The following is a 25946-nucleotide window of genomic DNA, read 5'->3' as shown; positions in this document are numbered from 1 at the left end:
CGCCACCGCCAGAGCCAGGCGGCTAAGAGACGCTGCCGAGCGAGCTGATCTTCCAGCCGGCGCCGGCCTTGGTCAGCGTGAGGCTGTCGGTCGACTTCTTGTCGCCGGTGTCGTCGGACTCGACGGTCGCGATCGCCGTCGTGCCGTTGATCGCGACCTTCTTGACCTGGAGCTCGAAGCTGTCGGCGTCGCGCAGCGCGTCCTTGAGGCCGTCGGCGCACGTGCCCTTCGGATCGGTCTTCTGCGCCACCGTCTTGATCTTGGCGACGAGGTCCGCCGCCAGCAGCTCGTCGCAGATCTTGTCGCCGTCGGCCTTTGACGCCGCCGACTGCAGGTCCTCGACGGTCTGGGCGACCGCCTTCTCGTCGCCCTTGAAGTCGCCCGAGGAGTCCTTGGAGGTCTGCCCGCAGGCCGACAGCGTCAGCGCGACGGTGACCAGGACGGGCAGGAGGCGGAGGGGAGCGGCGGCCATCGACCAGAACCCTATCTAGGATGGGGCTCACGCAATGGCCCAGTCCCCACGCTCCACCGCCCCCACCGTCGTCCCTCGCGGCCGTCACGCGCCGCCACTGGAGGTCCGGCTGACCGTCCAGCGCCGCCGCCTGTTCGAGGCCGCGGCCACGGTCTTCGCCCAGCGCGGCTTCGCCGACGCCACCGCCGAGGCGATCTCGCGCGAGGCCGGCATGTCGAAGGCAACGTTCTACGAGCACTTCGCCAACAAGGAGGAGGCGATCCTCGCGCTGTTCGACGAGGCCGCCACCGAGGTCATGCGCCAGATGGCGCTCGCGTCCGAGACGCCGACCGAGACCTACCCCGAGCACCTCGCCAACGGGACGCGCGCGTTCCTGCGCACGCTGGCCGAGTGGCCGGACGCGGCGCAGACGCTGCTGGTCGAGATCATCGGCGCGGGCCCGCGTGCCACCGAGCGGCGCGACGCGATCCTCGACGCCTTCGCCGACGCGATCTACCGCGACAACGAGCGCATCGCGCCCACCTACAAGGCGCCGCGCTTTGCCTCGCGCGACGACGCGTTCGCGTGCGTCGGCGCGATCGTCGAGCTCGCCTCGCGCCAGCTGCGCACCAAGAAGCCGCGCGACATCCGCGAGCTGGAGCCGGTCATCGACCGGCTGATGATCGGGATTCTGGAGCAGCGCCGCTAACGCGATGGCGTCCGCGTTCTCCGACCTCGCGGTGCTGGAGGCAGAGGTCACGACCTGCCGCCGCTGTCCGCGGTTGGTGGAGTGGCGGGAGCAGGTCGCCCGCGAGAAGCGCGCGTCGTTCAAGGACGACATCTACTGGGGCCGACCGATCCCGGGCTTCGGAGATCCGGACGCGCGAGTTTTGATCCTCGGGCTGGCGCCGGCAGCGCACGGCGCGAACCGCACCGGCCGCGTGTTTACGGGCGATCGCAGCGGCGACTTCCTGTTCGCCTCACTGCACCGAACCGGCTTTGCTAACCAGCCGACGTCGGTCTCACGCGACGACGGCCTGGCGTTGAAGGACGCCTGGATCACCGCCGCGGTCCGCTGCGCGCCGCCCGCCAACAAGCCGACGCCGGAAGAGCGCGACACGTGCCTGCCGTGGACGGTCGCCGAGCTCGACCACATCGCCAACGTGCGCGTGGTCGTCTGCCTCGGCTCGTTCGCGTGGGACGCGGCGCTGCGCCTGCGCGCCGCCCTGGGCCACGCGCCGCCGCGACCCAAGCCGAAGTTCGGCCACGGCGCGCTCTGGTACGACGACCTGGAATCGGACCCGCCCGCCCCGGCCCTGCTCGGGACCTACCACCCCTCCCAGCAGAACACGTTCACCGGCGTGCTGACCGAGCCGATGATGGACGACGTCTTCACGACCGCGCGCGAAGTGGCGGGGCTGTCGTGATCGTCCCGCAGGTCGAGCTCGCCGGCGTGCACCTGCTGATGAGCGAGCCGGGCGTGCGTCGCGTGCTCGGCAAGCCGAAGTCGTCCAAGACGATCAAGGACGAGATCCAGGGCACAGTGCGCCGCATGGACTACGGCAAGACCAAGGTGTACTTGTCGGCGACCGCCGACGGCACGGTCTTCTCGGTCACGACGACCGATCGGCGCCAGAAGACGGCGGCGGGGATCGGCGTGGGCTCGTCGCGCGCCGCGGTCGCGCGCAAGGTGCGCAGCGCGCGCTGCACGGCGCGGGTCTGCGTGGTCGGGACCGAGCGCGCCGGCAAGCGCGTGACGGCGTTTGCGCTGCGCGACGGCCGCGTGGTCCGCGTGACGCTCGGCTTCGTGATCGACTGACGATCCGGGCCGCGCCGACCTTCGTACCCTGAAGGGATCGTGGCCGCGCTCGACGCCTTCAGCCCCCAGACGCAGGAGTGGTTCGGCCGCGCGTTCGCGGGGCCGACGGCTGTGCAGGAGCAGGCGTGGCCGGCGATCGCGACCGGCGAGCACGTGCTCATCACCGCGCCGACGGGGTCGGGCAAGACGCTGGCGGCGTTCCTGTGGTCGCTGGACCGCCTGGCGCGCACCCCGAGGAAGCCGGACCCACCCACCCACGCCGGCACCGGGATCCGCGTCGTCTACATCTCGCCGCTGAAGGCGCTGAGCTACGACGTCGAGCGCAACCTCCAGGCGCCGCTGATCGGGATCGGCGCCGACCTGGACGTCGGGATCCGCACCGGCGACACGCCGCAGAAGGACCGCGCGGCGATGCGCCGCAACCCGCCGGACGTCCTGATCACGACGCCCGAGTCGCTGTACCTGATGGTCACCTCGCAGGCGCGCGACGTGCTGCGCGACGTCGAGGCGATCATCGTCGACGAGATCCACGCGGTCGCGTCGACCAAGCGCGGCGCGCACCTGGCGCTGACGCTGGAGCGGTTGTCCGCGTTGGTGGCCGAGGAGCACAACGGGCGCGACCCGCAGCGGATCGGGTTGAGCGCCACGCAGAACCCGCTGGAGGAGGTCGGCCGCTTCATGGTCGGCCCGCAGCGGTCGTGCACGATCGTCGACGCCGGCGTGCGCAAGCCCATGGACATCAAGATCCAGGTGCCGGTCGAGTCGACGGTCGAGCCCGAGCAGAGCGCACCGCTCGACCCGCTGGAGCCGACGCCGGGCGGTTCCGAGGCGACGCGCAAGTCGATCTGGCCGGCCATGTACCCGCAGTTGCTCGAGCTGGTCCAGGCTCACCGCTCCACGATCATCTTCGTGAACAACCGCCGCGGCGCCGAGCGGCTGGCGCTGCGGTTGAACGAGCTGGCCGAGGCCGAGATCGCGCGCGCCCACCACGGGTCGCTGGCGCGCGAGGAGCGCCTGGTCGTCGAGGAGCAGCTGAAGGCGGGCCAGCTGCCGTGCCTGGTGGCGACCTCGTCCTTGGAGTTAGGCATCGACATGGGCGCGGTCGACCTGGTGTTGCAGGTCGAGTCGCCCAAGTCGGTCTCGCGCGGCCTGCAGCGGATCGGCCGCGCCGGTCACTCGGTCGGCGACGTGTCCAAGGGCCGGATCTTCCCGAAGTTCCGCGCCGACCTGCTGGAGTGCGCGGTCGTCGTGAAGATGATGCGCGAGGGCAAGATCGAGCCGACGGTCGTCCCGCGCAATCCGCTCGACGTGCTGTGCCAGCAGATCGTCGCGATCGCCGCCGCCACCGAGGCCGACGAGGACGGCGCGCCGATCCTGGTCGACGACCTGTACGCCTTGGTCACCAAGACCTACACGTACGCCGAGCTGTCGCGTGAGCTGCTGGAGAACGTCCTGGACATGCTCGACGGGCGCTACCCGTCGCAGGAGTTCGGCGAGCTGCGGCCGCGCATCGTCTGGGATCGCGTCGCGGGCACGATCCGTCCGCGCAAGGGCGCACGGCAGTTGGCCATCACCAACGCGGGGACGATCCCGGACCGCGGGCTGTACGCGGTGGTGCTCCCGGACGGCCGCCGCGTCGGCGAGTTGGATGAGGAGATGGTCTACGAGGCGCGGCCGGGGCAGACGTTCCTGCTCGGCGCGTCGTCGTGGCGGATCGAGGAGATCCAGCGCGACCGCGTCGTCGTGACGCCCGCGCCGGGCGTGCCGGGCGCGGTGCCGTTCTGGAAGGGCGACAGCGTGGGGCGCCCGAAGGAGCTGGGGCGCGCGATCGGCGAGTTCTCGCGCTGGGCGGTCGACCAGAAGGCCGAGACGCTCGTCGCCGACTACGACCTCGACGAGCGCGCCGCCAAGAACCTGCTGGAGTTCCTGCGCGAGCAGCAGGAGGCCACGCGGGTGGTGCCGTCCGACCAGACGATCGTGGTCGAGCGCTTCCGCGACGAGATCGGCGACTGGCGGCTGTGCGTGCTGTCGCCGTACGGCGGACGCGTGCACGCGGCGTGGGCGCTGGCGCTGAGCGCGCGGATCCGCGACGAGGCCGGCCTGGAGTCCGACGCGATCTGGTCTGACGACGGGATCATCGTGCACCTGCCCGATGCGGACGAGCCGCCGGGCGCCGACTTGGTGCTCTTGGATCCCGACGAGGTCGAGGACATGGTCGTCGGCGAGCTCGGCGCTTCTGCGTTGTTCGGCGCGCGGTTCCGCGAGAACGCGGGGCGCGCATTGCTGATCCCGCGGGCCTACCCGGGCAAGCGGACGCCGCTGTGGCAGCAGCGGCTGAAGTCCCAGTCCTTGTTGGAGGTCGCCAAGCAGTACAGCGACTTCCCCATCATCTTGGAGACGTACCGCGAGTGCCTGCGGGACGTCCTGGACGTTCCGGGCCTGATCGACCTGTTGAGTGGGTTGCACTCGCGCGAGCTGGGCGTGGTCGAGGTCGAGACGCGCAACGCGTCGCCGTTCGCGTCGTCGTTGTTGTTCGACTACGTCGCGACCTACATGTACGAGGGCGACACGCCCAACGCGGAGCGGCGCGCGGCGGCGCTGTCGCTGGACCGCGACCTCCTGCGCGAGCTGCTCGGCCAGGAGGAGCTGCGCGACCTGATCGACGCCGACGCGCTGGATGCCGTGGAGGCCGATCTCCAGCACCGCTCGACGCGCACGCAGGCGACCGATCGCGATGGATTGGCGGACGTGCTGCGACGGGTGGGCGACCTGTCGGCTTCGGAAGTCCGGGCGCGCGTGCTCGCGGATCTGGACTTCGAAGGCATGTTGTCGTCCTTAATCGACGAGCGTCGCGCGGTGAAGCTGCGCGTCGGCGGCGAGGAGCGCTTCATCGCCGCCGACGACGCGGGGCTGTACCGCGACGCGTTCGGGGCGGTCCCGCCGGGCGGGCTGCCCGCGGTGTTCCTGGAGACCGTCGAGCGGCCGATCGAGAAGCTGATCGCGCGCTACGCGCGGACGCACGGGCCGTTCACGACGGCGGATCTGCGCGAGCGCTGGGGCGTGGACGTGTCGTCGGCATTGGCGGCGCTGGAGTCTTCTGGCGATCTGGTGCGCGGCGAGCTGCGCCCGGGCGGCACCGAGCGCGAGTGGTGCGACCCCGACGTCCTGCGGCGGATCCGGCGCGCGTCGCTGGCGGTGCTGCGCAAGGAGATCGAGGCGACCGACCAGCGCGCGCTGGCGGCGTTCCAGCCGTCGTGGATGGGCGTCGACCGCCATCCGCCGGCGGGCGCGGGGATCGACCGCCTGCGCGAGATGTTGGTGCCCTTGCAGGGGCTGGCGCTGCCCGCCGACGTCTGGGAGCGGGACGTGCTGCCGCGGCGCGTGGGCGCGTACTCGCCGACGTGGCTGGACCAGCTCTGCTCGGCGGGGGAAGTTGTATGGGTTGGCGCGGGCGCGCTGGGTCGGAACTCCGGGCGCGTGGCGCTGTACTTCCGCGAGGACGCCGAGATGCTCGGGCGCCCGTGGGTCCGCGGCGGGGTCGAACGGCCGTCGCTGCCCGAGCACGACGCGCTGCGCGCACGGCTGGAGATCGGCCCGTGCTTCTTCACCGACTTCCTGGCGGAAGTGGATCTGGCGCCTGAGCAGATTCAGGAGGCCTTGTGGGATCTCGTGTGGGCGGGCGAGGTGACCAACGACGCGTTCGCGCCGCTGCGCGCGCCGCGGCTGACGCTGGCGCGGGCGCAGAAGGCGGCGCTGGGCGCGGCGCGCGGCGGCGGGCGCGGGATGCGCGCGGGCACGCGGTTCGGCTCGCGGCGCGGTGCGGGCGCGGCGGCGCAGCAGGTCCAAGGGCGCTGGGCGCTGACGACGTCGATCTTCCGGCACGAGGTCGAGCCAGGCGCGCGGCGCCGCACGATCGCGGAGCTGTTGTTGGAGCGCTACGGGATCGTGACCCGCGAGCACGTCCTGGCTGAGGGTGTGCCCGGCGGGTTCTCGTCGTTGTATGACTCGCTGAGCACGCTGGAGACGCTCGGCGTCTGCCGCCGCGGCTACTTCGTCGAGGGGCTGGGCGGCGCGCAGTTCGCGCTGCCGGGAGCGGTCGAGCGCCTGCGTACGCAGGCCGACCACGCCGACGAGACGCCGCCCGTGGTGTTGGCGGCGACCGACCCGGCGCAGCCCTACGGGGCGGCGCTGCCGTGGCCGAAGCGCCGAGACGACACCGACTCGAAGGCCAAGCCCGCACGCGCCGCCGGCGCCTACGTCGTCCTGGCCGGCGCCGAGCCGGTGGTCTACGTCGAACGCGGCGGCCGCGGCATCCAAGTGCTGGTGGAACGAGAAGACCCCCGCCTACGCCCGGCCCTGGAGACCCTCGCCGCCTTCGTCACCGCCGACCGCAAGTTGAAGCTCTCGCTCGAACGCGTCGACGGCGAGGCGGTCGTCGGCTCCGACCTCGAGACGCTGCTGATCGAGGTCGGCTTCCGCGCGGGGCCTCGGAAGCTCACGCTGAGCGCCTAGCCGCGGAAGCCCAGCTTCACGCGCGGGGCCGCGGAAGCTCACGCTGAGCGCCTAGCCGCCTTCACCGCTGTAGACAGATGGCCGATTGCGCCAGCTTCTGCGTACCGGATCATGGTGCGTCGTGCGGATCAGGGTTGACGGGGGCACCGCGGCGAAGGCCGCTGGAATCGTGGCGAGCTTCGGCCTGTTCGCGTGGGGCGTGCAGGCCAACGTCGGAGGCGTCGACGGCAACGGGGCCGCGCAGTCGCGGATGTGCGCACAGCTGCGCGCCGACGCCGAGCGGATGCCGGCCGAGACGCGCGACCGCGCGCGACAGACCGCCGACGAGGCCTGCGAGAACGGGTTCCACACGGTGCCTCCGGCCCGGCGGGTCGCGGAGTCCGCGCCGAGGACGTTCCCGGCCGGTGACGTCCGGCCGACCGCGCCCGCCGAGCGCGCCGGCTCCGTCGCTCGCGCCAGGACGGACCTGCCCTATTTCGCCGTCCGGATCGGGCGGCTGCCGCGCGACGGCGCCGCGACGGTCGGCGGCGTCGCGCTGCCGCAGGGCAGTCGGCGCGGCTCGTACTGGGCGACCGACGCCCCGACGCCCAACGCGGCCGCGCTCGCGGCACGGCTGGCGAAGGCGTTCCCGCAGACCGGGCTGTGGCCGGTCCTGTGGGACTGGGAGGACACGCCTGACGGCTACACCGATCAGACCACCAAGCCGAGCGCGGCCGACCGCGTGGACGTCCGGTCGGCGCTCACGCGGGTCCTGCAGGCCTACGGCGGCGGCGAGATCGGCGCGCTGGCCGCCGCCAGCCCGCGGCCCGAGCGCCTGCCGGATCCCTTCGCGCAGCTGGCTGATGCCGGCGACCTGAAGGCGGAGAACGGCGCGGCGATCCTGCTGGTCCCCGTCCACCGGCCGGCGGACACGATCGCGGCGCTCGGGGCCGTCCAGACCGAGGTCGCGCCGAACGAGGACCTGACCGCGGTCGCGCGGTCGTGGGAGGAGCGCTTCGGCGCGATCGTCACGAAGGCAGGGCCGAGCGAGGTGGCGTTCTCAATCGCGGCGCCGCCGACCGACGACGGGCAGGCGCTACTGCTGGCGGCCGAGCAGATCGCGTTCTCGCCGGAGGGCGACCTCGGCGAGGCCGCCGACCTCGCGCCGGCGTTGCGGCGAGACGCGCCGGGCGACGATACGACCGGGCGCGAGGCCTGGTTCTTCGGCTGGCCGGACTAGCGGGACGAGGACGCCGGCGCCGGGGTCTCGGCAGCGCGGGCCTTGGCGGCCTTCTTCAACCCCTTGGTCAACCCGCGCAGGAGCAGCGACCAGACGGCGTCGAACTCCGCGTCGATGGTGGCTGAGGACCACTCGGCGCGGTGGGCGGGGTTGTGGAAGCGGCCGGTCGCGTCGAAGATCGCGCGGGCGGTGGCGGCGGGGCCCTCGGAGACGAGCTCGCCGCGGGTGACGCCGTCGGCGACGATGCGGGTGAGCTGCGCGACGAGCTCGTCGACGTGCGCGGCGGTGACCTCGGCAGCCTCGGTCACGAGGATCATGTAGGTCTCGAAGAGCTCGGGGTCCTCGGCGGCGCGGGCGCGCTTGGCGTCGATCAGCTTGCGCAGCCACGCGTGGAGGCGCTCGGGCGCGGGCGTGGCGGTGTCGGCGACGATCTCCAGCGAGCCGGAGATGCGCGCCAGCCACCGCGCGGTGACCGCGTCGCGCAGCGCCTTCTTGGAGCCGAAGTGCCGGTAGACCGAGCCGTGGCTGACCTTCAGCGCGCGAGCGACGTCCACGACCGTGGCCTTGGCCGGCCCGTAGCGGCGCAGCGCGTCCTCCGCCGCGCCGAGGATCTGCTCGGCGGTCAGCGGGCCGTCGGTGGTGCTCACCGCTCGGAGTCGAGAGACGCCATCTGCGCCGGAGCGTACCGGTCGCCCTGGGCGGCTCCGGACGGGATGGCGGCCTCGATCGTCTGCTGGTCGTCGTCGGTGAGCGTGACCTCCAGCGCGCCGAGCGCCTCGTCCAGGCGCTCACGACGGCGCGCGCCGATCAGCGGGACGACGTCCTCGCCGCGGGCCAGGACCCAGGCGATGGCGATCTGCGCGGTCGTGACGTCCTTGGCAGCGGCGACCTCGGCGAGCGCGTCGACCAGCGACAGGTTGTGCTGGAGGTTCTCGCCCTGGAAGCGCGGGCTGAAGCCGCGGAAGTCGCCGGCGGCCAGCTCGCGGTCGGGCTTCCAGTGGCCGGAGAGCAGCCCGCGCGAGAGCACGCCGTAGGCGGTGACGCCGATGCCCAGCTCCCGCGCGGTCGGCAAGATGTCGTCCTCGATCCCGCGGGAGATCAACGAGTACTCGATCTGCAGGTCGGAGATCGGGTGCACGGCCGCGGCGCGGCGCAACGTGTCGGCGCCGGCCTCGGAGAGCCCGATGTGACGGACGTAGCCGGCCTGCACCATCTCGGCGATCGCGCCGACGGTCTCCTCGATCGGGATGTCCGGGTTGACGCGCGCGGGGCGATAGACGTCGACGTGATCGGTCCCGAGCCGCTGCAAGGTGTAGGCCAACCCCGCCTTGACGTGCGCGGGATCGGTCGCGTAGCCGCCAATCCACTGGCCAGCGGGATCGCGCAGCGCGCCGAACTTGACGGAGATAGTGACCGCATCACGGTCGCGGGACTCCAGCGCCTCGCGGATCAGCAGCTCGTTGTGGCCCATCCCGTAGAAGTCGCCCGTGTCGATCAGCGTAACGCCGGCATCCAGCGCGGCGTGGATCGTCGCGATCGACTCGGCGCGATCGGCGGGACCGTAGAGGTCCGACATGCCCATCGCGCCGAGGCCGAGCGCGGAGACGGTGGGGCCGGTGGTTCCGAGAGCTCGTGTCTGCATGCATCACAGGTTGACACAACGGATGACAGATTTCGGAATCTGTCATCCGTTATGTTGTATCGAACTAGGCCCGCCACGCCGGCTTGCCCGGCTCACGCAGTGCGGTTGAGTACGGGGCCACCCGTGCCCGTACCGCCAGTGGCGTGCTGGATCGTGATCGTCTGCTCGGACAGGTGGCCCGTGCCCGTGCCCATCAAGCAGGAGGTACCGAAGTAGTGCGAGACCGTCAGGCCCGTGCCGCTAGTAGACAGAGTGAACTTCCCCTTGGCGGCGCCGCTGGGATTCGTGTATGAAGCCGGCGTCGTGCCGGTGATGTTGCACAGCTGCAAGTTATTCGCCGTGAGGTAGGCGATGCATTTCACGTCGGCAACGCCGGACGTCACGCCGGAGGCGAACGAGGCTCCAGTCAGCGTGAATCCGCAGTGGACGTAGGTGGGCTGGCCTGCCATCAAGCAGGGAGCGAACGTGATAGTGCCGGGCATGCTGTACGTCGTGCCGATGACCGAGCCGCCCGTCGCCGTGCCCGTGGCCTCTGAACCCGTGCAGGGCAGGTTGTTGCTGCCGACCGACAGCGTGCCCCCGCCACCCGCGGCCGTGAAGGCCGTGTTGCCCGTGTTGTGCCACGTCACCGCACCAGCGGTCGCCGACACGACGCCCATCAACGACGCCAACGCCGTGACGAGCACGGCAAAGCGCGCAATCCTGCTCATGGTGTTCTCCTATTGCTCATAAAGGGTGTGACGTCGCATACGACGCCCCATGGGAAGCGCGCCGTGCGTAGGACCATCCCCACGAGAGCCTGCCTGGCCGACCGTCCACCTGGTCTGCCGTCTCGGTCGCCCGCACGCCTGGTCGCCACGCTAAGCGTCACTGACCTTCACGGGTCACGATCTATGGGACTCCTGCGGAGCCACCGGCGCCAGAGCCGCTTGGCACGTCCGTCCGCCGGCAACCGGCAATGCCCGCGCACGCGATCCGGGTCAGACCGGAGACCTCTTCGGACGATCGGTGACTTACGGCGCTGCGCCACGCTCACGCAGTGCGGTTGATGACCGGGCCACCCGTACCCGCGCCACCGGAGGCGTTCGTGATCGTGATCGTCTGCTCGGAGAGGTGGGCCGTGCCCGTACCCAGCAGGCACGACGTGCCCGAGGAGTGCGTGACCGTCAGGCCGCCGGCGCTAGTGTTCAGAGTGGCTTTGCCCTTGATCGCGCCGCTGGGGTTGGCGTACGCGCCGGGCGTCGTGCCCTTGATAGTGCACAGCGCCGTGGGGCCCAAGACGAGCCAGGCGACGCAGTTGACGTCAGCCACGCCCGACGTGACGCCGCCGGAGAACGAGGCTCCAGTGGTTGTGAAGCCACAGTGGACGTACGCACCCTGACCTGCCAGCGTGCAGGGACTGAACGTGATAGTTCCGGTCCCGTTGTACGTGACGCTGACGATCGAGCCAACGGGCGCCGTGCCCGTCGCCGACGAGGCCGTACAGACCAGGTTGTTAGCACCAACGGACACCGTGGCCGGGCCACCCGTCGCCGTGAAGGCCGTGTTGCCCGTGTTGTGCCACGTCACCGCACCAGCGGTCGCCGACACGACACCCATCAACGACGTCAACGCCGTGACAAGCATGACAAGACGCGAAATCGAAATCCTGCTCATAGCGTTCTCCTACTGCTTGCGAGGCGCGGCGCCGCGCATACGGCGCCGCCTTGAAAGCGCGTCGCGGGCACCTCCTGGGCCGCCGTCTCAGCAGCCATGAGCTGAGCATCACCGACCTTTCCTGGTCCCCGATTTATGGGACTCTTACTGAAGCCTCTTCTGATGTTCAGCGACTCACGCACTGCGCCAGGCTCACGCAGTGCGGTCGAGGACCGGGCCTCCCGTGCCCGTGCCACCGGAGGCGCTCGTGATCGTGATCGTCTGCTCGGAGAGGTGAGCCGGGCCCGTACCCAGCAGGCAGGACGTGCCCGAGGAGTGGGAGACCGTCAGGCCCGTGCCGCTAGTGAGCCCAGTCGCCTTGCCCTTGGACGTTCCGCTGGGGTTGGTGTACTGGCCGGGCGTCGTGCCCGTGATGTTGCACAGCGCCGTGTTGGAGGCCGTCAGACGCGCGACGCAATTCACATCAGCGTTGCCTGACGTGACGGGGGCCGCGAACGAAAATCCAGTGGTTCTGTAGCCGCAATCGACGTACGTGCTCTGACCCGACACCGTGCAGGGGCTGAAGGTGATAGTGCCGGTCGCGCTGTAGACGGTGAGGCCGAACGAACCGAGAGGCGCTGTGCCCGTGGCCGACGAGGCCGAGCAGGCCAGGTTGTTGCTACCAACAGAGAGTGTGGCCGGGCCGCCCGTCGCCGTGAAGGCCGAGTTGCCCGTGTTGTGCCACGTCACCGCACCAGCGGTCGCCGACACGAGACCCATCAAGGACGCCAACGCCGTGACGAGCACGACAAGGCGCGAAATTCTGCTCATAGTGTTCTCCTCCGCTCGCAAAGTCCGACGCCGCAACACGGGTGCCACCACCGTGGAAAGCCCGTCCACCCAACTAGTTCGCTGAGCGTCCCTGACTATGGAACTCCTCTTGCCGCGCGGGTGCCAGAGCCGGTGGGCAGATGGTGCCTCCGGGGCAAGGGTCACTCGGCGAGAACGTCGAGCGCGCGGGTGGCGAAGGCACGCCAGGCCGTGCGTTCGGCGTGGCGGTCGGTGGCCGACCGGGTTGGGAAGATGCGCTCGGTGGCCGGTAGGAGTGGTTCGAGGGCGGTGGGGTCGGGGAGGAGGCCGGCGCCGACGAGGGCGAGGCCGGCGGCGCCGGTGACGGTGGCGTCGGTGGAGCCGCGTTCGATCGGGTGGCCGAGGAGGTCGGCCTGGAGGCGACAGAGCAGTGGGTCGTTGGTGAGGCCGCCGTCGATGCGGAGGAGGTCGATGGGGTCGCCGGTGGACTCGATGACGTCGGCGACGCGGTGGGCGATGGCGTCCAGTGCGGCGCGGGCGATGTGGGCAGGGGTGGTTGCGGCGGTGAGGCCAGCGATGACCGCTTGCGCGTCGGAGCGCCAGTAGGGCGCGCCGGCGCCGGCGAGGGCTGGGAGGACGCGGACGCCACCGCTGTTCTCGACCGTGGCGGCGAGGGTGGTCAAAGCGACGGGGTCGGCGGCGAGGCCGAGCGTCCCGCTCAACCACTCCAACAACGCGCCTGCCGTGAAGACGCCGCCGTCCAGGGCGAACTCGGTCCGGCCGCCGCTCTGCCAGGCGACGGTCGGGATCAGCGGCGTGTCGGTGCGGGCCGTCGTGCCGGTGTGGGCGAGGACGAAGACGCCGGTGCCGTAGGTCGCCTTGATCAGACCGGGGCGGACGCAGCCGGAGCCGGCGAGGGCGGCCTGCTGGTCGCAGACGCGGGCGCGCAGCGGGATCGCGATGTCGCCCCAGCGTGGGTGGCGCAGAGTGCCGAGGTCGCCGGTGGTCGGCGCAATGCGCGGAAGCAGGGCGATAGGGATGGCGAAGGCGTCGCACAGCTCGGGGTCCCAGGCGCCGGGCGCGGAGAGCGACTGCAACGCGGTGCGCGAGGCGGTGGAGGCGTCGGTGGCGTGGCCGGCGCCAAGGCGGTCGGAGAGGAAGGCGTCGACGGTGCCGAGGCGCGCACCGGTCATATCGATGGACTTGGTCAACCACGACAACTTCGGCGCCGAGAAGTAGGGGTCGGCGGGCAGGCCCGTGCGCCCGAGCAGCTCCAGCGCGACGTTGTCATAGGCCTCGCTGCCGCGCTTGTCCTGCCAGACGACGATCGGCGACCGCGGCGCGCCGGTCTGGGCGTCCCAGGCGAGCACCGACTCGCCCTGGTGGTCGAGCCCGGCCGCCACGATCTCCCGGCCGCGCGCGGCGGGCAGGACCTCGGCGACCGCGTCGACGACGGCTTCGAGCACCTCCTCCGGATCCTGCTCGACGCGCCCCGGCGCGGGGTTGGACGTCGCGACCGGACGGCGCGCGCTGGCGATCTCGCGCAGCTGCGCGTCGAAGAGCGCGACCTTGACCGCGGTGGTGCCGTCGTCGATCCCGAGGACGAGCGGCGACCCGGCGGCGGCGTTGGCGTCGGCGCTCACGCCGCGGCCAGTTTGTCGGCGGTGCGCCGCCACCACAGGACCTCCGAGCGCACCCACGGCACCCCGCGCCGCAGGGGCTCCTGCGGCCGATCCTCCAGGCCCGCGAGCGCCACGACGCGCTCCGCGATCGCCACCGCCGCCGTCAGGCCGGTCGAGCGGATCGCCGCGGCGTGGATCAACCGCTCGTCGGTCTCGCTGCGGCGCACCACGTAGTTTGCGCCGTCGCGGCCCGCGGGCCGCAGCCCGGCGTAGGCGAACGACGGCTCGGCGCCCTCCAAGGCGGGGTACATCGCCACCGCCTTGTCGAGGATCTCGCCGCGCGCCTCCGGTCGCACCGTCCAGTCCTCGTCGTCGAGGTCGACCGCCGTCGGGCCCGCAACCGTGCGGCCGTCGAGCGTCGGGAAGACCAGTACGCCCTTGGTCCGCGCGGTCGGGACCGGCAGCAGGATGCGCTCGGGCGGCGCGACGTCGAAGACCAGGAACTCACCCTTGCGCGGATGGACGTCGAACGAGTCGTCGCCGAAGAGCCGCGCGACGCGCCCGGCGCCGAGGCCGGCGGCGTTGACCACCGCCTCGGCGTCGGGTGCCGACTCGACCGGCGCGCCCAACGCCAGGCGCGCGCCGTGCTCGACGGCGGCACCAGCGAGCGCAAGCGTGAAGGCCACCGGGTCGGTCATCCCCTCGCCCGGGATGTGGAGCGCGCCGTCGGCGGAGAGCGAGATGTCCACGCCGTTGCCACGAGCGTTGGCGGCGAGCGCGGCAATGGTGTCGTGGTCCGAAGACGCGCGCGGCGTGAGGACGGCGCCGCGCGCCTCGAAGGGGACGCCCAAGGTGGAGAGGATCTGCGGCCGGAGGTGAGCCGCGCGCAGGATCAGCTCGGTCTCCAGCTCGCCCGGCTTGGAGTCAAAGCCCGTATGCAAAATCCCCGAGTTGGTCCCGGACGCCGCCAGCCCCAACGCGTCGCGCCCTTCGCGCAACTCCACATCAACGCCCTCGCGCCGCGCGAATGCCAGCGCACACGCAACCCCTACAACTCCCCCGCCGACCACCACGACGTCCAAGACCTACGGCTCCTTCTTCCCCGGGTTGAACAGGCCCTTCGGATCGAGCGCGCGCTTGACCGCCCGCGCCGCCTCCACCGCGGCCGGCGACCACTGCCGCGAGAGCTGGCCCGCCTTCAGAAGTCCTACGCCATGCTCGCCGCTGGCCGTGCCGCCGAGCGCGCGAGCCATGTCGAACAACTCGAGCGCCGCGGCGTCCGCGCGCGCCCGCATCGCCTCATCGCCTGGATCCAGGAGAAAGGACGAGTGCAGGTTGCCGTCGCCCGCGTGCCCCCACGAGCAGCCCTCCAGCCCGTGGCGCTCGCCGATCGCGATCGTCGCCTCGATCGCCTCCGCCAAGCGCTCCACCGGCACCGCGATGTCCTCCGACAGCTTCTCGCCGCGCGCCGCGCGGACCGCGATCGAGACGCCGTCGCGCCAGCGCCAGACCTCGCTGGCGGGCGGCGCCACGGCGCCGTCGCCCAGCGCCTCTAGCAGCTCGTCCCGGTCGCCCGACGACTCCGCCTCGCAGACCACCAACAACGCCGAGCCGAGAGCGTCCGGCAGGAACGGCGGCGGCGCGGCCTCCACACACCGCCCGTCGAGGTACTCCAGCGCCGCCGGAACGACGCCGCTGCCCAGCACCGCGTCGATCGCCTCGCAGCCCTCGCGTACCGAGGCATAGGCATTGACGACCGGGAACGCCTCGCCTGGCGCCGGCACCAACCGCAGCCACGCCGCGGTGATGATCCCGAGCGTGCCCTCCGCGCCGATCAGCAACGACCGCAGGTCCAGGCCCGCTACGTCCTTGCGCACCGGGCCCCCGAAGGACACCACCTCGCCCGGCGCGAGCACCGCCTCGACGCCCGTCACCCAGCGACCGGTCACGCCGTACTTGAAGGCGTGCGGACCGCCCGCGTTGGTCGCGAGGTTCCCGCCCAGCTGCGACTGCTCGGCCGCGCCCGGGTCGGGCGGGAACAGCAGGCCGTTCTCGCGGGCGCGGCGCGCGACGGTCGCGGTCGTCACGCCCGCCTCGGCCTCCATCCGCCACAACAACGGGTCGAACGAGCGGATCGCGTCGAGGCGGTCCAGCGCGATCGCGACCGCGCCGGAGTCGACCTCCCGCGGCACGATCCCGCCGCTGTACCCGGAGCGCCCGCCGACCGGGATCATCGCCACGTCGCGCTCGTAGCACCACGCGACCACCGCGGCCACCTCCGCGGCGGAAGCAGGGAAGACCAGACAGCCCACGCGCCCGCTCAGCCCCGACGCATCGGCCAGCGCGACGTCGCGCTCGACGTGCCCGGAGCCCACGATCGCGGCGAGATCGGACTGCACGTCCTCACCGTACCCTCGATGAGGACCCATGCCCGAGGGCGACACCATCCACTACGCCGCCAACCGCATCCGCCCCGTGCTGGCGGGCGCGATCCCGGATGCCGTCGCCACGCCGCACCCGCGCTTCGGCAAGGACCGCTGGCCTGAGCGCCTTCAGGGGCGCGCCATAGAAGGCGTCACCGCGCACGGCAAGCACCTGTTCCTGCGCTTCGAGGGCGACCTGACGATCCACTCGCACCTGCGCATGACCGGCGCCTGGCGCGTCCATCCCGAAGGCGCGCGCTGGGCGCGCTCCCCAAGAAGGGCCTGGCTGGTCCTCACCAAGGACGACAAGAGCGTCGTCCAGTTCGACGGCCCCGTCCTGGAGCTGCTGACCGAGACGCGCGTGCGCTTCGACCGCCGCCTCGCGCTCCTAGGCCCCGACCTGATCAAGGACGACTTCGACGAGCGCGAGTTCCTCAAGCGGCTGCGCGCCGACGACCCCACGCGCGGCATCGGCGACGCGCTGCTGGACCAGCGCACGGTCGCCGGCATCGGCAACCTCTGGAAGGCCGAAGGCTGCTGGCTGGCCCAGATCGATCCGTGGCGCAAGACCGGCGACGTCACCGACGACGAGGCCATCAAGATCATCCGCGAGCTCCAGCCGCCGATGCGCCTCAGCGCCCGCGACGGCAACCAGACCCGCGACCGCAAGGTCTACAAGTACGACGGCCGCAAGTGCTCGCGCTGCGGGACGCGGATCCTCGCCCGCGGGCAGGGCGACGACAACCGGACGACATACTGGTGTCCCGGATGTCAGACCTGATCGAACCTCGCCGCTCCCGTCGCATCGGCCACAAGGGCGCCGACCACATCGCGCCCGGCAACACCGCCGCGAGCTTCGACGCCGCGCTTGCCCACGGCTGCGACATGGTGGAGTTCGACGTCCTCGACGAGCGCGAGGCGGACGGTGTCACGCGCACCGGCCGGCTGGTCCTCGCCCACGACCTCAAGGACGCCAAGCGCCCCGGCGTCCTGACGCTGGAGGAGGGGCTCGACCACCTCGCCGGCGAGGCGTTCGCGGGCATCGAGCTGGACGTCGACCTCAAGACCCACGGCTACGAGCAGCGCGTGATCGAGGCGCTGCGCGAGCGCGGGATGGAGTCCCGCACGCTGATCTCGACCATGGAGACCGTCTCGCTGCCGGTCCTCCGCGAGGCCAGCGACGCGGTGCGAATCGGCTGGTCGGTCCCCAAGGTCAAGCGCAACTACCTGGCCAACCCGATCACCAAGCCGCTGGCGATCGCGGTGGTCGCGCGGCTGCGGCGCACGGTCCCGCGGATGGTCGCCCGGGCGATCCGGGCGGGCGAGGTCGACGCCGTGATGTCGCACTTCAGCCTCGTCACGCCGCACTTCGTCCGCGCCGTGGAGGCCGCGGGCGGCGAGCTCTACGTCTGGACCGTGGACGACGCCGCGCGGATCCGGAAGTTCGAGGCGATGGGCGTAACCGGCGTGATCACGAACGACCCGCGCCTGTTCGACCCGCTCACGAGCTAGGCGCGAGCGCGCAGCCCGCGCCTTAGCGCGTGATCGTGCACTCGGCGGCGCTGAACGTCTTCGGGTCCGCGCCTTGGGTGTTCTTGTGGCCCGAGTGCGTGCGCTTGCTGGCGCTGCGCACGACCTTCTTGCCGATCCGCCACTGGTAGCTGACGATCCCGCGCAAGCGGTAGGTCTGGCCCTCCGGCGGCGGTGTCAGCGAGAAGTTCCAGCCCGACTCGCGGCGCTTGTACTTGGCCGAGCCCACGGCCTGGTAGCCGGAGTCGACGGTCGCGTCGGTCGGCGCCCACTTCTTGACCGAGTCACGCCAGTACTGGACCTGGAAGCGCATGTACATGCGCTCCTTCGCATTCCCCGACCCCGGCATCGAAGCGCGGATCCCGATCGTGTCGGGATGCTTGGTCGTGTCGCAGATGTTGACGGTCGCCCACAGGAAGGGCGAGTCGTCGACGGTCGGGGCGTTAGCGGCCTGCGCGAGGGGCGCGGCGGCGGCGAGCGCGAGGGTCGTGGCGAGGACGACGCGGAGCATCGGCACGCGCGCAGCGTACCCACGTGTGATGGATCGGCTGCAGGACCGTAGTGTCGGCGTGGGATCTGTCATGGAGCTCTCGACCTCCGAACCGACGACGGCACGGTTCGATGCGCTGTACCGCGAGACGGCGTCGGACGTGTTCGCCTACGTCATGACGCTGGTGCGGGACCGCACGTCGGCTGAAGACGTCACCGCGCTGACCTTCGAGCGGGCCTACCGGCGCCAGTCGTCCTTCGACGCGCGCCGCGGCTCGCAGCGGGCGTGGCTGTTCGGCATCGCACGCAACGCGGCGCTGGACGAGCTGCGCTCGCGCAAGCGCACGACGGCGCTGCTCGCCGACCCGGAGGACCCGAACGCGGCCGGCTCCGCCGCCGACAACGAGGACGACGACGCGGCCGTACGCCGCGCCACCGTCCGCGCCGCCCTCGCGCAGCTGGATCCGCGCGAGCGCGAGCTGATCGCCCTGAAGTTCCACGCCGGCTTGAGCAACGGCGAGATCGCCAAGGTCCTGGGCATCTCAGCCGCCAACGCCGGCACGCGCGTGCATCGCGCGGTGACCCGACTCCGGAAGGCCTGCCATGCGCCGTCGTGACGCCAAGCCCGATCCCGAGGTCGACCACAGCCTGCGCGAGCTGGAGGCCGCGCTGGCCGGCGAGCCGACCGCCGATCCCGACACCGCGCTGCTGGTCGCCGACGTGCGCGCCGCGCGGCCCGAGCCGGATCCGCAGTTCCTGGCGTCGCTGGACGCGCGGGTCCACGCGGGCTTCCCGAAGCAGCGCACCACGCCGGAGCGGGAGAAGCGGGCGTCGTGGCACGCGCGGCTGCGCCAGCCGCTCGTGGTCGCGCCCGCCGTCATCGCCGCCTGCGCGGCGGTGGCCGTGATCGCGATCGGGGTCCCGGAGCGCTCGGACGACCTGGCGTCGACGATGAGCGGCGGTGGCGGCGAGATCATCAACGACTCCGCAGCGGTCACCAAGGGGACGCCCCCGCTGGAGCCCCAAGCGGCTGAGTCGGCCCCGTCCCAGACCGCTTCGACGCCCGCCGCCGGCCAGACCCTGTCGGCCGGGTCGTCCTCCTCCGCGCGCAAGGTCGAGCGCGCCGCCGAGCTGACGCTCACGCCCGCGCCCGACGAGGTCCAGAAGACCGCTGACGGCGTCATCCGCGAGACACAGGCCAACGGCGGCTACGTGCAGGAGTCCTCGATCCGCACGCGCGACGACGGCGGCAGCGCGTCGTTCACGCTGCGGATCCCGTCCGCCAAGCTTGACGCGACGCTGGCCAACCTCTCCAAGCTCGCGCACGTCGGCGCGCTGAACCAGTCCTCCAACGACATCACCGCGCAGACCGCGTCAGCGGCTGACCGACTCTCTGACGCCCGCGCCGAGCGCCGAGCGCTCCTCCAGGCGCTCGGCCGTGCAACGACCGATCGCCAGATCAACTCGCTGAAGGCGCGGCTGCGCGACAACCGCTCCGAGATCGCCGCGCGCCAGGGCGAGCTGGACGCCCAGCGCCGGCGCGCGGACCTCGCGACGGTCGCGGTGTCGATCGAAGGCATCGGGACGGCCGCGCCCAAGGACGACAGCGCCTGGACGCCCGGCGACGCGCTGCACGACGCCGGCCGCGTGCTGGAGGTCGCGGGCGGCGTGGCGCTGATCGCGCTCGCCGTCCTGGCGCCGCTCGGCGTCCTGGCCGTGCTGGCGCTGCTCGGCTCCCACGCCGTGCGGCGCCGCCGCCGCGAGGGCGCGCTGGACGGCGTGTGACCGATCGCGCCCAATGTGCGCGCCTCGTCACACAACTCCATAGACTCACGGCCGTGCCGCCGTCGAGTGCCCAGAGCATCGAGCTCCTCGCCCAGGTGCCGGTGTTCGAGGCGCTCGCTGCGCCGGACCTCGCGCGGGTGGCCGACGTCGCGGTCCCTCGCCACTTCTCCGGCGGCACGGTGATCTTCCGCGAGGGCGACGCCTCCGACACGTGCTACATCGTCGGTCGCGGCCACGCCCGCGCGGTCCGCGAGAACGTCGACGGCCGCACGATCACGCTCGCCCACTTCGGGCCGGGCGACATCTTCGGCGAGCTAGCCATGTTCGACGACGAGCGCCGCTCGGCCACGATCGAGACGCTCGACGACGTCGAGGCGATCGCGATCCTCGGCCAGGACTTCCGCCGCCTGCTGCGCGAGCATTCAGACATCGCCGTCAAGCTCGTGATCGGGCTCGGTCGGCGGCTGCGCGAGGCCAACGAGCGCCTGGCGCGCCAGTCGTTTCAGACCGTGCAGTCGCGCGTCGCGGGCGTGCTGGGCCAGCTTGTACGCCAGGCGCAGACCGAGGGCGCCGGCGAGCGCGACGTGCTCGTCACGATCACCCAAGCCGACATCGCGCAGCTCGCCGGATCCTCCCGCGAGTCCGCGTCGCGCTTCCTGGCCGTGTTGGAGCGCGCGGGCGTCGTCACCCAGGGCCGCGGTCGCGTCACCGTCCACGAGCCCTCCGCGCTGGAGCGCTACGTCTACTGATGGCCGGCGGAAAGGGCACCCCGAGCGAGTGGTCGGCCGGCGGCGTGGTCGTCCGCGGGACTGAGTGCGTGGTCATCGTGCCGACACGGCGCGCGGCCGGCGGCGAGAAGGTCCTGGCGCTGCCCAAGGGCCACGTCGACCCGGGCGAGACGCCGGTCCAGGCCGCCACGCGCGAGGTCCGCGAAGAGGCCGGCGTGGACGCCGAGTACGTCGGCGACCTGGGCGCCGTCCGCTACTGGTACATGCGCAACGGCAAGCGGATCGCCAAGCAGGTGGACTTCTTCCTCTTCACCTACACCAGCGGCGACGTCGCCGACCATGATCACGAGGTCGAACAGGCCCGCTGGATGGAGCTCAGCGAGGCCCGCCAGCGACTGACCTATGACGGTGAGCGCGACATGGCGGCCCGTGCCCTGTCGCAGATCAGCTCCGACGAGTAGTCTCCGACGCCGGATGCAGGTCCTGAACTTCTACTCCACGATCTTTGCCGATCAGCTCAAGCGCGGCCGCAAGACCGCCACGATTCGGCTCGGCGACAAGTCGCACAAGTACAAGAAGAACCAGGCGGTGATGGTGACCATCGGTTACCAGCACTCGCCACGCGAGAAGATCTTCGACGCGGTCATCGACCAGGTCGAGGTCAAGCGCGTCCGGGATCTGACGCCGCGGGACATCGAGCACGACAACCCCGAGTTCCGCCGCCACGAGGAGATGATCCACTTCCTCGAGCAGATCTACGGCAAGAAGGTGACGATGGAGGACATCGTCACGGTCGTGCGCTTCTCGCAGATCATCGTCCACCCACCCTCGTTCACCGATGCTCGCTTGGGCATCGGAGGCGCGCAGAACTAAGCGCGTCTGGCATCGCGACACGGCAAGGGGGCTTGCGTGCTGCGTGTGTTCATCGCCGACGATTCGCTCGGCTTCGGGACGCTGGCCTCTGCATGGCTGGAGGCGCATCCGGACATCGAGGTCGCGGGCGCCGCGCGATCGGCCGCTGACGCGATCGCCGCGTTGGGCACCGAACGGCCGGACGTCGTGATCCTCGACCGGCTGCTGCCCCAGCCGGAGCACTCCGAGCAGGTGCTGGCCTTCGTGCGCGCCGAGCTCCCGGAGGCGGCGGTGCTGCTCGTGTCCGGGATGCCCGACGAGGACCTCGCGGGCGAGGCCGCGGCGGCGGGCGCCGACGGGCACGTCAGCAAGGCGGCCAACGCTGACGCGCTGGCCCAGGCCGTGCTGCGGGTGGCCGCGGTGCGCGCGGGCGACGACGAGGCCGACCGCGCGGTCTAGGGACCTGGCGCCGGCGGCTTAGGCCGGCGGCGCGACGCTCGCCGAGGACTCGGCGAAGACCGGCGGCAGCTCGGGCGTCAGCGGCGGGAAGTCGGCGTTCAGCGACGCCGACGAGCTTGGGGCGCTGTCGCGGTAGGGCGCGGACGGGCGAGCACGTGCGCTCGTGCTCGCGCCGGCCTCGCTTGCCGCCCAGAGACCGCCGAACGCGGTCAGCGCGCCGCCCGCCAGCGCGATCCAGAGCCCGTCGGAGACGTGCACCCAGTCGGCGGCCTGCTGGGCGCCCGGCTTGTTGACGAGGTGGGCGAGCGCGATCACGACGATCACGCCGCCGAGCGCGCCGACAAGGCCGCCGGCAGGGCCGGGATCCGCGCGCAGCCCGTTGATCGCACCTGCCGCGGCGAGGACGAGCGCGACGACGCCCGCGCCCGCGACGGCGATCGCGATGTCCGCGCCTTCCAGCTCCTTCCAGCCGGAGGCCGAGATCGAGGACGGCATCTGGGACGCTAGGCCGCGGACCATCTCGCCGAACAGGCCCGGGTCGCTGCCCATGCCCTGCGCGCTGAAGAGATCGCGGACCTCCTGCGGGATCTCGACCGTGTACCACGGCCGAAACAGCGAGACGACGGCTAGCAGCGCTCCCGCGAGCGCCAGGAAGTGGCCATTACGCAGCCCTTTCTGCTCCATGACCACCAACATCGGCCGTTCGGCGCCGAACTGCGGCCTGACAGCGTTCACCCTGGACGGACGTCGGTCGAATTGGCACTCAGATGTGAAGAGTGCCAATCTCGCCTTGACCCGCTCCATCGACTCGCTACTATCGACGTAGACGTTGGCACTCAGGCAGTACGAGTGCCAACCACTGTCTCAGCACAGCAAATCGTTGCAGTCCGCCACCTCAACGGAGGTCAATATGAATCTTAAGCCCCTCGGCGATCGGCTGATCGTCCGCGCCATCGAGGAGGAGGAGAAGACCGCTTCTGGTCTCGTCCTCCCCGACACGGCCAAGGAGAAGCCGCAGAAGGGTGAGGTCCTCGCCGTTGGCGATGGCCGCTTTGACGAGGACGGGGACAAGCGCATCCCCCTCGATGTCGCCAAGGGCGACACGGTCCTCTACAGCAAGTACGGCGGTACCGAGATCAAGGTCGACGGCGAGGACCTGCTGGTCCTTCGCGAGTCCGACGTGCTCGCCAAGATCGAGAACTAGGAGACCTACATGGCTCACAAGGAACTGAAGTACAACGCCGAGGCCCGCAAGGCCCTCGAGGCCGGCGTCGACGCCGTCGCCAACGCGGTCAAGGTCACGCTCGGCCCGAAGGGTCGCTACGTCGTCCTCGACAAGAAGTTCGGCGCCCCCACGATCACGAACGACGGCGTCACCATCGCCCGTGAGATCGAGGTCGAGGACGTCTTCCAGAACCAGGGCGCGCAGCTCGTCCGCGAGGTCGCCACGGCGACCAACGACGTCGCCGGCGACGGCACGACGACCGCGACGGTGCTCGCTCAGGCGATCGTCCGCAACGGCCTGAAGAACGTCACGGCTGGTGCCAACCCGCTCGGCCTGAAGAAGGGCATCGAGATCGCGGTCAACCAGATCGTCACGAACATCCAGAAGCTCTCCAAGCCCGTCCAGGGCAAGGACCAGATCGCCCGCGTCGCCACCATTTCGGCCGGCGACGAGGAGATCGGCGACGTCATCGCCGACGCGATCGAGAAGGTCGGCAAGGACGGCGTCGTGAACGTCGAGGAGGGCCAGACGTTCGGCATGGACCTCGAGTTCACCGAGGGCATGCAGTTCGACAAGGGCTACGTCTCCCCGTACATGGTCACCGACCAGGAGCGGATGGAAGCGGTCCTCGAGGATCCGTACATCCTCATCGCCAACCAGAAGATCGGCTCCGTCCGCGACGTGCTGCCGGTCCTCGAGCAGGTCATCCAGTCCGGCCGTCCGATCCTCATCATCGCCGAGGACGTCGAGGGCGAGGCCCTCGCGACGCTGGTCGTCAACAAGCTCCGTGGCACGTTCACGGGCGTGGCCGTCAAGGCCCCGGGCTTCGGCGACCGCCGCAAGCGCATGCTTGAGGACATCGCCATCCTGACGGGCGGCGAGGTCATCACCGAGGAGATGGGCCTCAAGCTGGAGAACACCCAGCTGTCCCAGCTCGGTCGCGCCCGCCGCGTCGTCGTCGCCAAGGACAACACGACGATCGTCGACGGCTCCGGTGACCTGGAGGCCATCAAGGGCCGCATCAACCAGATCAAGGCCGAGGTCGAGAACACCGACTCGGACTTCGATCGGGAGAAGCTCCAGGAGCGCCTCGCCAAGCTCTCCGGCGGCGTCGCCGTCGTGAAGGTCGGCGCGGCCACCGAGACGGAGATGAAGGAGAAGAAGCACCGCGTCGAGGACGCGCTGCAGGCCACGCGCGCCGCCCTCGAAGAGGGCATCGTGCCCGGCGGCGGCGTCGCGCTGCTGCAGGCTTCCGCCGGCGTCAACGCCGACGCGATCGAGGACGAGGACGAGCGCACCGGCGCTCGCATCATCCTGCGCTCGCTCGAGGAGCCGCTGCGTCAGATCGCCGAGAACGCGGGCCTCGAGGGCTCCGTCGTCGTCGCCGACGTCCGCAAGGCCAAGAAGGGCTTCGGCCTGAACGCGGCCACGGGCGAGATCGTCGACCTCGTCGCCGAGGGCGTCATCGACCCGGCCATGGTCACGCGCTCCGCGCTGCAGAACGCCGCGTCGATCGCGAAGAACATCCTCACGACCGAGGCCATCGTCGCCGAGATCCCGGAGCCCGCGGGCTCCGGTGGCGGCATGCCCGACATGGGCGGCATGGGCGGCATGATGTAGCACAAGCTCCTTCGAGCTTGTTGTAGGACCTGACTGGAGGGCCCGGCGCGTTGCGCCGGGCCCTTCGTCGTTTCGCTCGGGTAGAACGTGGGCGATGATCTTCTACGAGCCCCACGCGCGCGACACCGAGCTGCTGCCGCACGACCCGTTCAAGGCGCTGATCGCGCCGCGGCCGATCGGGTGGGTATCGACGATGGGCCGCGACGGGAGCGTGAACCTCGCGCCGTACTCGTTCTTCAACGCGGTCTGCGACCGGCCGCCGATGTTGATGTTCTCCTCGAGCGGCATGAAGGACTCGCCGTCCTTCGCGCTAGAGACCGGCGAGTTCGTGTGGAACCTGCCGACGTTCGAGCTGCGCGAGGCGATGAACGCCACCTCGGAGGTGTTGCCGCGCGGCGAGAGCGAGTTCGCCCACGCGGGGTGCGAGACGGCGGCGTCGCGGCTGGTCGCGCCGCCGCGGGTGGCGGACTCACCGGTGGCGCTGGAGTGCCGGGTGACGCAGTCCTTCGAGCTGGTCGACGTCGACGGCGCCGGGGTCGACCGCCACGTCGTGGTGGGCCAGGTCGTCGGCGTATGGATCGACGAGTCCTACATCGACCTCCGCGGCCAGGTCGACACCGCCAAGTTGGAGCCGATCGCGCGCTGCGGCTACACCGACGAGTACGCGGTCGTCCGCGAGCTGTTCCACATGAAGCGTCCCGGGTAGCGTCCGGATCATGAGCCACACGATCAAGAACCTGCGCGACGTCGAGGACTCCGCCCCGAAGTTCGGCTTCGGCGAGCGCCAGGAGGCGCGCTTCTGCGGCAAGGACCTCGACGCCGAGAGCACCGGCTTCGCGCTGATGCGGGTCAAGCCCAACCAGCGTCAGGGCTTCGCCCACAAGCACGACAACGCCGAGGAGGTCTACTTCATCGTCTCCGGCAGCGGCGCCATCAAGCTCGACGACGAGACCTTCGAGGTCAAGCCCTACGACGCCATCCGCATCGCCCCCGGCGTCGCCCGCGCCATGCAGGGCGGCCCCGACGGCCTCGAGTACCTCGCCTTCGGCCCGAGCCACGAGGGCGACGGCGAGCTGATCAAGGACCCGGAGTTCTGGGACTAGCGCGCCGCGCCCTTGGATCACC

The 25946-nt window shown here is 71.2% G+C and carries 28 protein-coding genes; 17 read left to right on the top strand and 11 right to left on the bottom strand.

Annotated features, from left to right (window positions below):
• Positions 1 to 22 precede the first annotated feature (22 nt).
• Positions 23 to 472 carry a nuclear transport factor 2 family protein gene (locus tag ACT01A_RS17005; RefSeq protein ID WP_445148276.1) on the bottom strand — a complete coding sequence of 150 codons (450 nt, stop codon included), beginning with the start codon at positions 470 to 472 and terminating at the stop codon, positions 23 to 25.
• Positions 473 to 506: 34 nt separating this feature from the next.
• Here ACT01A_RS17005 and ACT01A_RS17000 point away from each other — a divergent pair, with 34 nt between their 5' ends.
• The 5 genes from ACT01A_RS17000 to ACT01A_RS16980 all read left to right on the top strand — a co-directional run bounded on the left by ACT01A_RS17000 (position 507) and on the right by ACT01A_RS16980 (position 8001).
• Positions 507 to 1160 carry a TetR/AcrR family transcriptional regulator gene (locus ACT01A_RS17000; protein ID WP_445148275.1) on the top strand — a complete coding sequence of 218 codons (654 nt, stop codon included), beginning with the start codon at positions 507 to 509 and terminating at the stop codon, positions 1158 to 1160.
• A gap of 4 nt (positions 1161 to 1164) precedes the next feature.
• Positions 1165 to 1878: a uracil-DNA glycosylase gene (locus ACT01A_RS16995; RefSeq protein WP_445148274.1), complete on the top strand. Its 714-nt coding sequence runs from the start codon at positions 1165 to 1167 to the stop codon at positions 1876 to 1878.
• Complete coding sequence (locus ACT01A_RS16990; protein ID WP_445148273.1) at positions 1875 to 2270, top strand: hypothetical protein; 396 nt, start codon at positions 1875 to 1877, stop codon at positions 2268 to 2270. Before ACT01A_RS16995 ends, ACT01A_RS16990 begins: the two co-directional genes overlap by 4 nt.
• Before the next feature lie 36 nt (positions 2271 to 2306).
• The gene (locus ACT01A_RS16985) at positions 2307 to 6782 is read left to right on the top strand and encodes a DEAD/DEAH box helicase (RefSeq protein ID WP_445152843.1); all 4476 of its coding nucleotides are present in this window, start codon (positions 2307 to 2309) and stop codon (positions 6780 to 6782) included.
• Between the two features lie 121 nt (positions 6783 to 6903).
• The gene (locus ACT01A_RS16980; RefSeq protein ID WP_445148272.1) at positions 6904 to 8001 is read left to right on the top strand and encodes a DUF4253 domain-containing protein; all 1098 of its coding nucleotides are present in this window, start codon (positions 6904 to 6906) and stop codon (positions 7999 to 8001) included.
• On the opposite strand, the gene ACT01A_RS16975 is transcribed toward ACT01A_RS16980, so the two are convergent.
• The 8 genes from ACT01A_RS16975 to ACT01A_RS16940 form a co-directional block, all read right to left on the bottom strand.
• Entirely contained in the window at positions 7998 to 8648 is a 651-nt protein-coding gene (locus ACT01A_RS16975) for a TetR family transcriptional regulator (RefSeq protein ID WP_445148271.1), read from the bottom strand. The two genes, ACT01A_RS16980 and ACT01A_RS16975, sit on opposite strands and share 4 nt — an antisense overlap.
• Entirely contained in the window at positions 8645 to 9643 is a 999-nt protein-coding gene (locus ACT01A_RS16970; protein WP_445148270.1) for an aldo/keto reductase, read from the bottom strand. The genes ACT01A_RS16975 and ACT01A_RS16970 overlap by 4 nt, the downstream gene beginning before the upstream one ends.
• 92 nt (positions 9644 to 9735) lie before the next feature.
• A complete protein-coding gene (locus ACT01A_RS16965; protein ID WP_445148269.1) occupies positions 9736 to 10353 on the bottom strand; it encodes a hypothetical protein in 618 nt (205 codons plus the stop codon).
• A gap of 322 nt (positions 10354 to 10675) precedes the next feature.
• Positions 10676 to 11269, bottom strand: a complete 594-nt coding sequence (locus ACT01A_RS16960; protein WP_445148268.1) for a hypothetical protein — start codon at positions 11267 to 11269, stop codon at positions 10676 to 10678.
• Between the two features lie 222 nt (positions 11270 to 11491).
• Positions 11492 to 12109 (bottom strand): hypothetical protein, encoded by a 618-nt coding sequence (locus ACT01A_RS16955; RefSeq protein WP_445148267.1) that lies wholly within the window; start codon positions 12107 to 12109, stop codon positions 11492 to 11494.
• A gap of 161 nt (positions 12110 to 12270) precedes the next feature.
• Positions 12271 to 13731 carry an FGGY family carbohydrate kinase gene (locus ACT01A_RS16950; RefSeq protein ID WP_445148266.1) on the bottom strand — a complete coding sequence of 487 codons (1461 nt, stop codon included), beginning with the start codon at positions 13729 to 13731 and terminating at the stop codon, positions 12271 to 12273.
• Positions 13728 to 14783, bottom strand: coding sequence for an NAD(P)/FAD-dependent oxidoreductase (locus ACT01A_RS16945; RefSeq protein WP_445152842.1), 1056 nt, complete (start codon positions 14781 to 14783; stop codon positions 13728 to 13730). The genes ACT01A_RS16950 and ACT01A_RS16945 overlap by 4 nt, the downstream gene beginning before the upstream one ends.
• A 12-nt stretch (positions 14784 to 14795) precedes the next feature.
• Entirely contained in the window at positions 14796 to 16109 is a 1314-nt protein-coding gene (locus tag ACT01A_RS16940; RefSeq protein WP_445148265.1) for an FAD-binding oxidoreductase, read from the bottom strand.
• A gap of 28 nt (positions 16110 to 16137) precedes the next feature.
• Here ACT01A_RS16940 and ACT01A_RS16935 point away from each other — a divergent pair, with 28 nt between their 5' ends.
• Positions 16138 to 16914: an Fpg/Nei family DNA glycosylase gene (locus ACT01A_RS16935; protein ID WP_445148264.1), complete on the top strand. Its 777-nt coding sequence runs from the start codon at positions 16138 to 16140 to the stop codon at positions 16912 to 16914.
• Positions 16902 to 17645: a glycerophosphodiester phosphodiesterase gene (locus tag ACT01A_RS16930; protein ID WP_445148263.1), complete on the top strand. Its 744-nt coding sequence runs from the start codon at positions 16902 to 16904 to the stop codon at positions 17643 to 17645. The genes ACT01A_RS16935 and ACT01A_RS16930 overlap by 13 nt, the downstream gene beginning before the upstream one ends.
• A 22-nt stretch (positions 17646 to 17667) precedes the next feature.
• Here ACT01A_RS16930 and ACT01A_RS16925 read toward each other — a convergent pair whose 3' ends face one another.
• Positions 17668 to 18180 carry a hypothetical protein gene (locus ACT01A_RS16925; protein WP_445148262.1) on the bottom strand — a complete coding sequence of 171 codons (513 nt, stop codon included), beginning with the start codon at positions 18178 to 18180 and terminating at the stop codon, positions 17668 to 17670.
• A gap of 64 nt (positions 18181 to 18244) precedes the next feature.
• Here ACT01A_RS16925 and ACT01A_RS16920 point away from each other — a divergent pair, with 64 nt between their 5' ends.
• Genes ACT01A_RS16920 through ACT01A_RS16895 form a run of 6 tightly spaced genes read left to right on the top strand, consistent with a single transcriptional unit; the run spans position 18245 to position 21976 of the window.
• Positions 18245 to 18769 (top strand): RNA polymerase sigma factor, encoded by a 525-nt coding sequence (locus ACT01A_RS16920; protein ID WP_445148261.1) that lies wholly within the window; start codon positions 18245 to 18247, stop codon positions 18767 to 18769.
• The gene (locus ACT01A_RS16915) at positions 18756 to 19937 is read left to right on the top strand and encodes a DUF4349 domain-containing protein (RefSeq protein WP_445148260.1); all 1182 of its coding nucleotides are present in this window, start codon (positions 18756 to 18758) and stop codon (positions 19935 to 19937) included. The genes ACT01A_RS16920 and ACT01A_RS16915 overlap by 14 nt, the downstream gene beginning before the upstream one ends.
• Before the next feature lie 53 nt (positions 19938 to 19990).
• Entirely contained in the window at positions 19991 to 20686 is a 696-nt protein-coding gene (locus tag ACT01A_RS16910) for a Crp/Fnr family transcriptional regulator (protein WP_445148259.1), read from the top strand.
• Complete coding sequence (locus ACT01A_RS16905) at positions 20686 to 21126, top strand: NUDIX hydrolase (RefSeq protein ID WP_445148258.1); 441 nt, start codon at positions 20686 to 20688, stop codon at positions 21124 to 21126. Before ACT01A_RS16910 ends, ACT01A_RS16905 begins: the two co-directional genes overlap by 1 nt.
• Before the next feature lie 13 nt (positions 21127 to 21139).
• A complete protein-coding gene (locus tag ACT01A_RS16900) occupies positions 21140 to 21538 on the top strand; it encodes an ASCH domain-containing protein (protein ID WP_027005183.1) in 399 nt (132 codons plus the stop codon).
• A gap of 36 nt (positions 21539 to 21574) precedes the next feature.
• On the top strand, positions 21575 to 21976 hold the full coding sequence (locus ACT01A_RS16895; RefSeq protein WP_445148257.1) for a response regulator: 402 nt from the start codon (positions 21575 to 21577) through the stop codon (positions 21974 to 21976).
• Positions 21977 to 21994: 18 nt separating this feature from the next.
• Here ACT01A_RS16895 and ACT01A_RS16890 read toward each other — a convergent pair whose 3' ends face one another.
• Positions 21995 to 22711, bottom strand: coding sequence for a hypothetical protein (locus tag ACT01A_RS16890; RefSeq protein ID WP_445148256.1), 717 nt, complete (start codon positions 22709 to 22711; stop codon positions 21995 to 21997).
• 175 nt (positions 22712 to 22886) lie between these two features.
• On the opposite strand from ACT01A_RS16890, the gene groES reads away from it, so the two are divergent.
• The 4 genes from groES (at position 22887) to ACT01A_RS16870 (ending at position 25924) form a co-directional block, all read left to right on the top strand.
• The gene (groES, locus tag ACT01A_RS16885; RefSeq protein WP_445148255.1) at positions 22887 to 23180 is read left to right on the top strand and encodes a co-chaperone GroES; all 294 of its coding nucleotides are present in this window, start codon (positions 22887 to 22889) and stop codon (positions 23178 to 23180) included.
• Positions 23181 to 23189: 9 nt separating this feature from the next.
• Complete coding sequence (groL, locus tag ACT01A_RS16880; RefSeq protein WP_445148254.1) at positions 23190 to 24821, top strand: chaperonin GroEL; 1632 nt, start codon at positions 23190 to 23192, stop codon at positions 24819 to 24821.
• Between the two features lie 94 nt (positions 24822 to 24915).
• The gene (locus tag ACT01A_RS16875; RefSeq protein ID WP_445148253.1) at positions 24916 to 25527 is read left to right on the top strand and encodes a flavin reductase family protein; all 612 of its coding nucleotides are present in this window, start codon (positions 24916 to 24918) and stop codon (positions 25525 to 25527) included.
• Positions 25528 to 25537: 10 nt separating this feature from the next.
• Complete coding sequence (locus tag ACT01A_RS16870; RefSeq protein ID WP_445148252.1) at positions 25538 to 25924, top strand: cupin domain-containing protein; 387 nt, start codon at positions 25538 to 25540, stop codon at positions 25922 to 25924.
• The last annotated feature ends 22 nt before the right edge of the window (positions 25925 to 25946 follow it).

The organism is Baekduia sp. Peel2402, from assembly GCF_052567285.1.
This window is presented reverse-complemented; position numbering and strand designations above follow the sequence as displayed.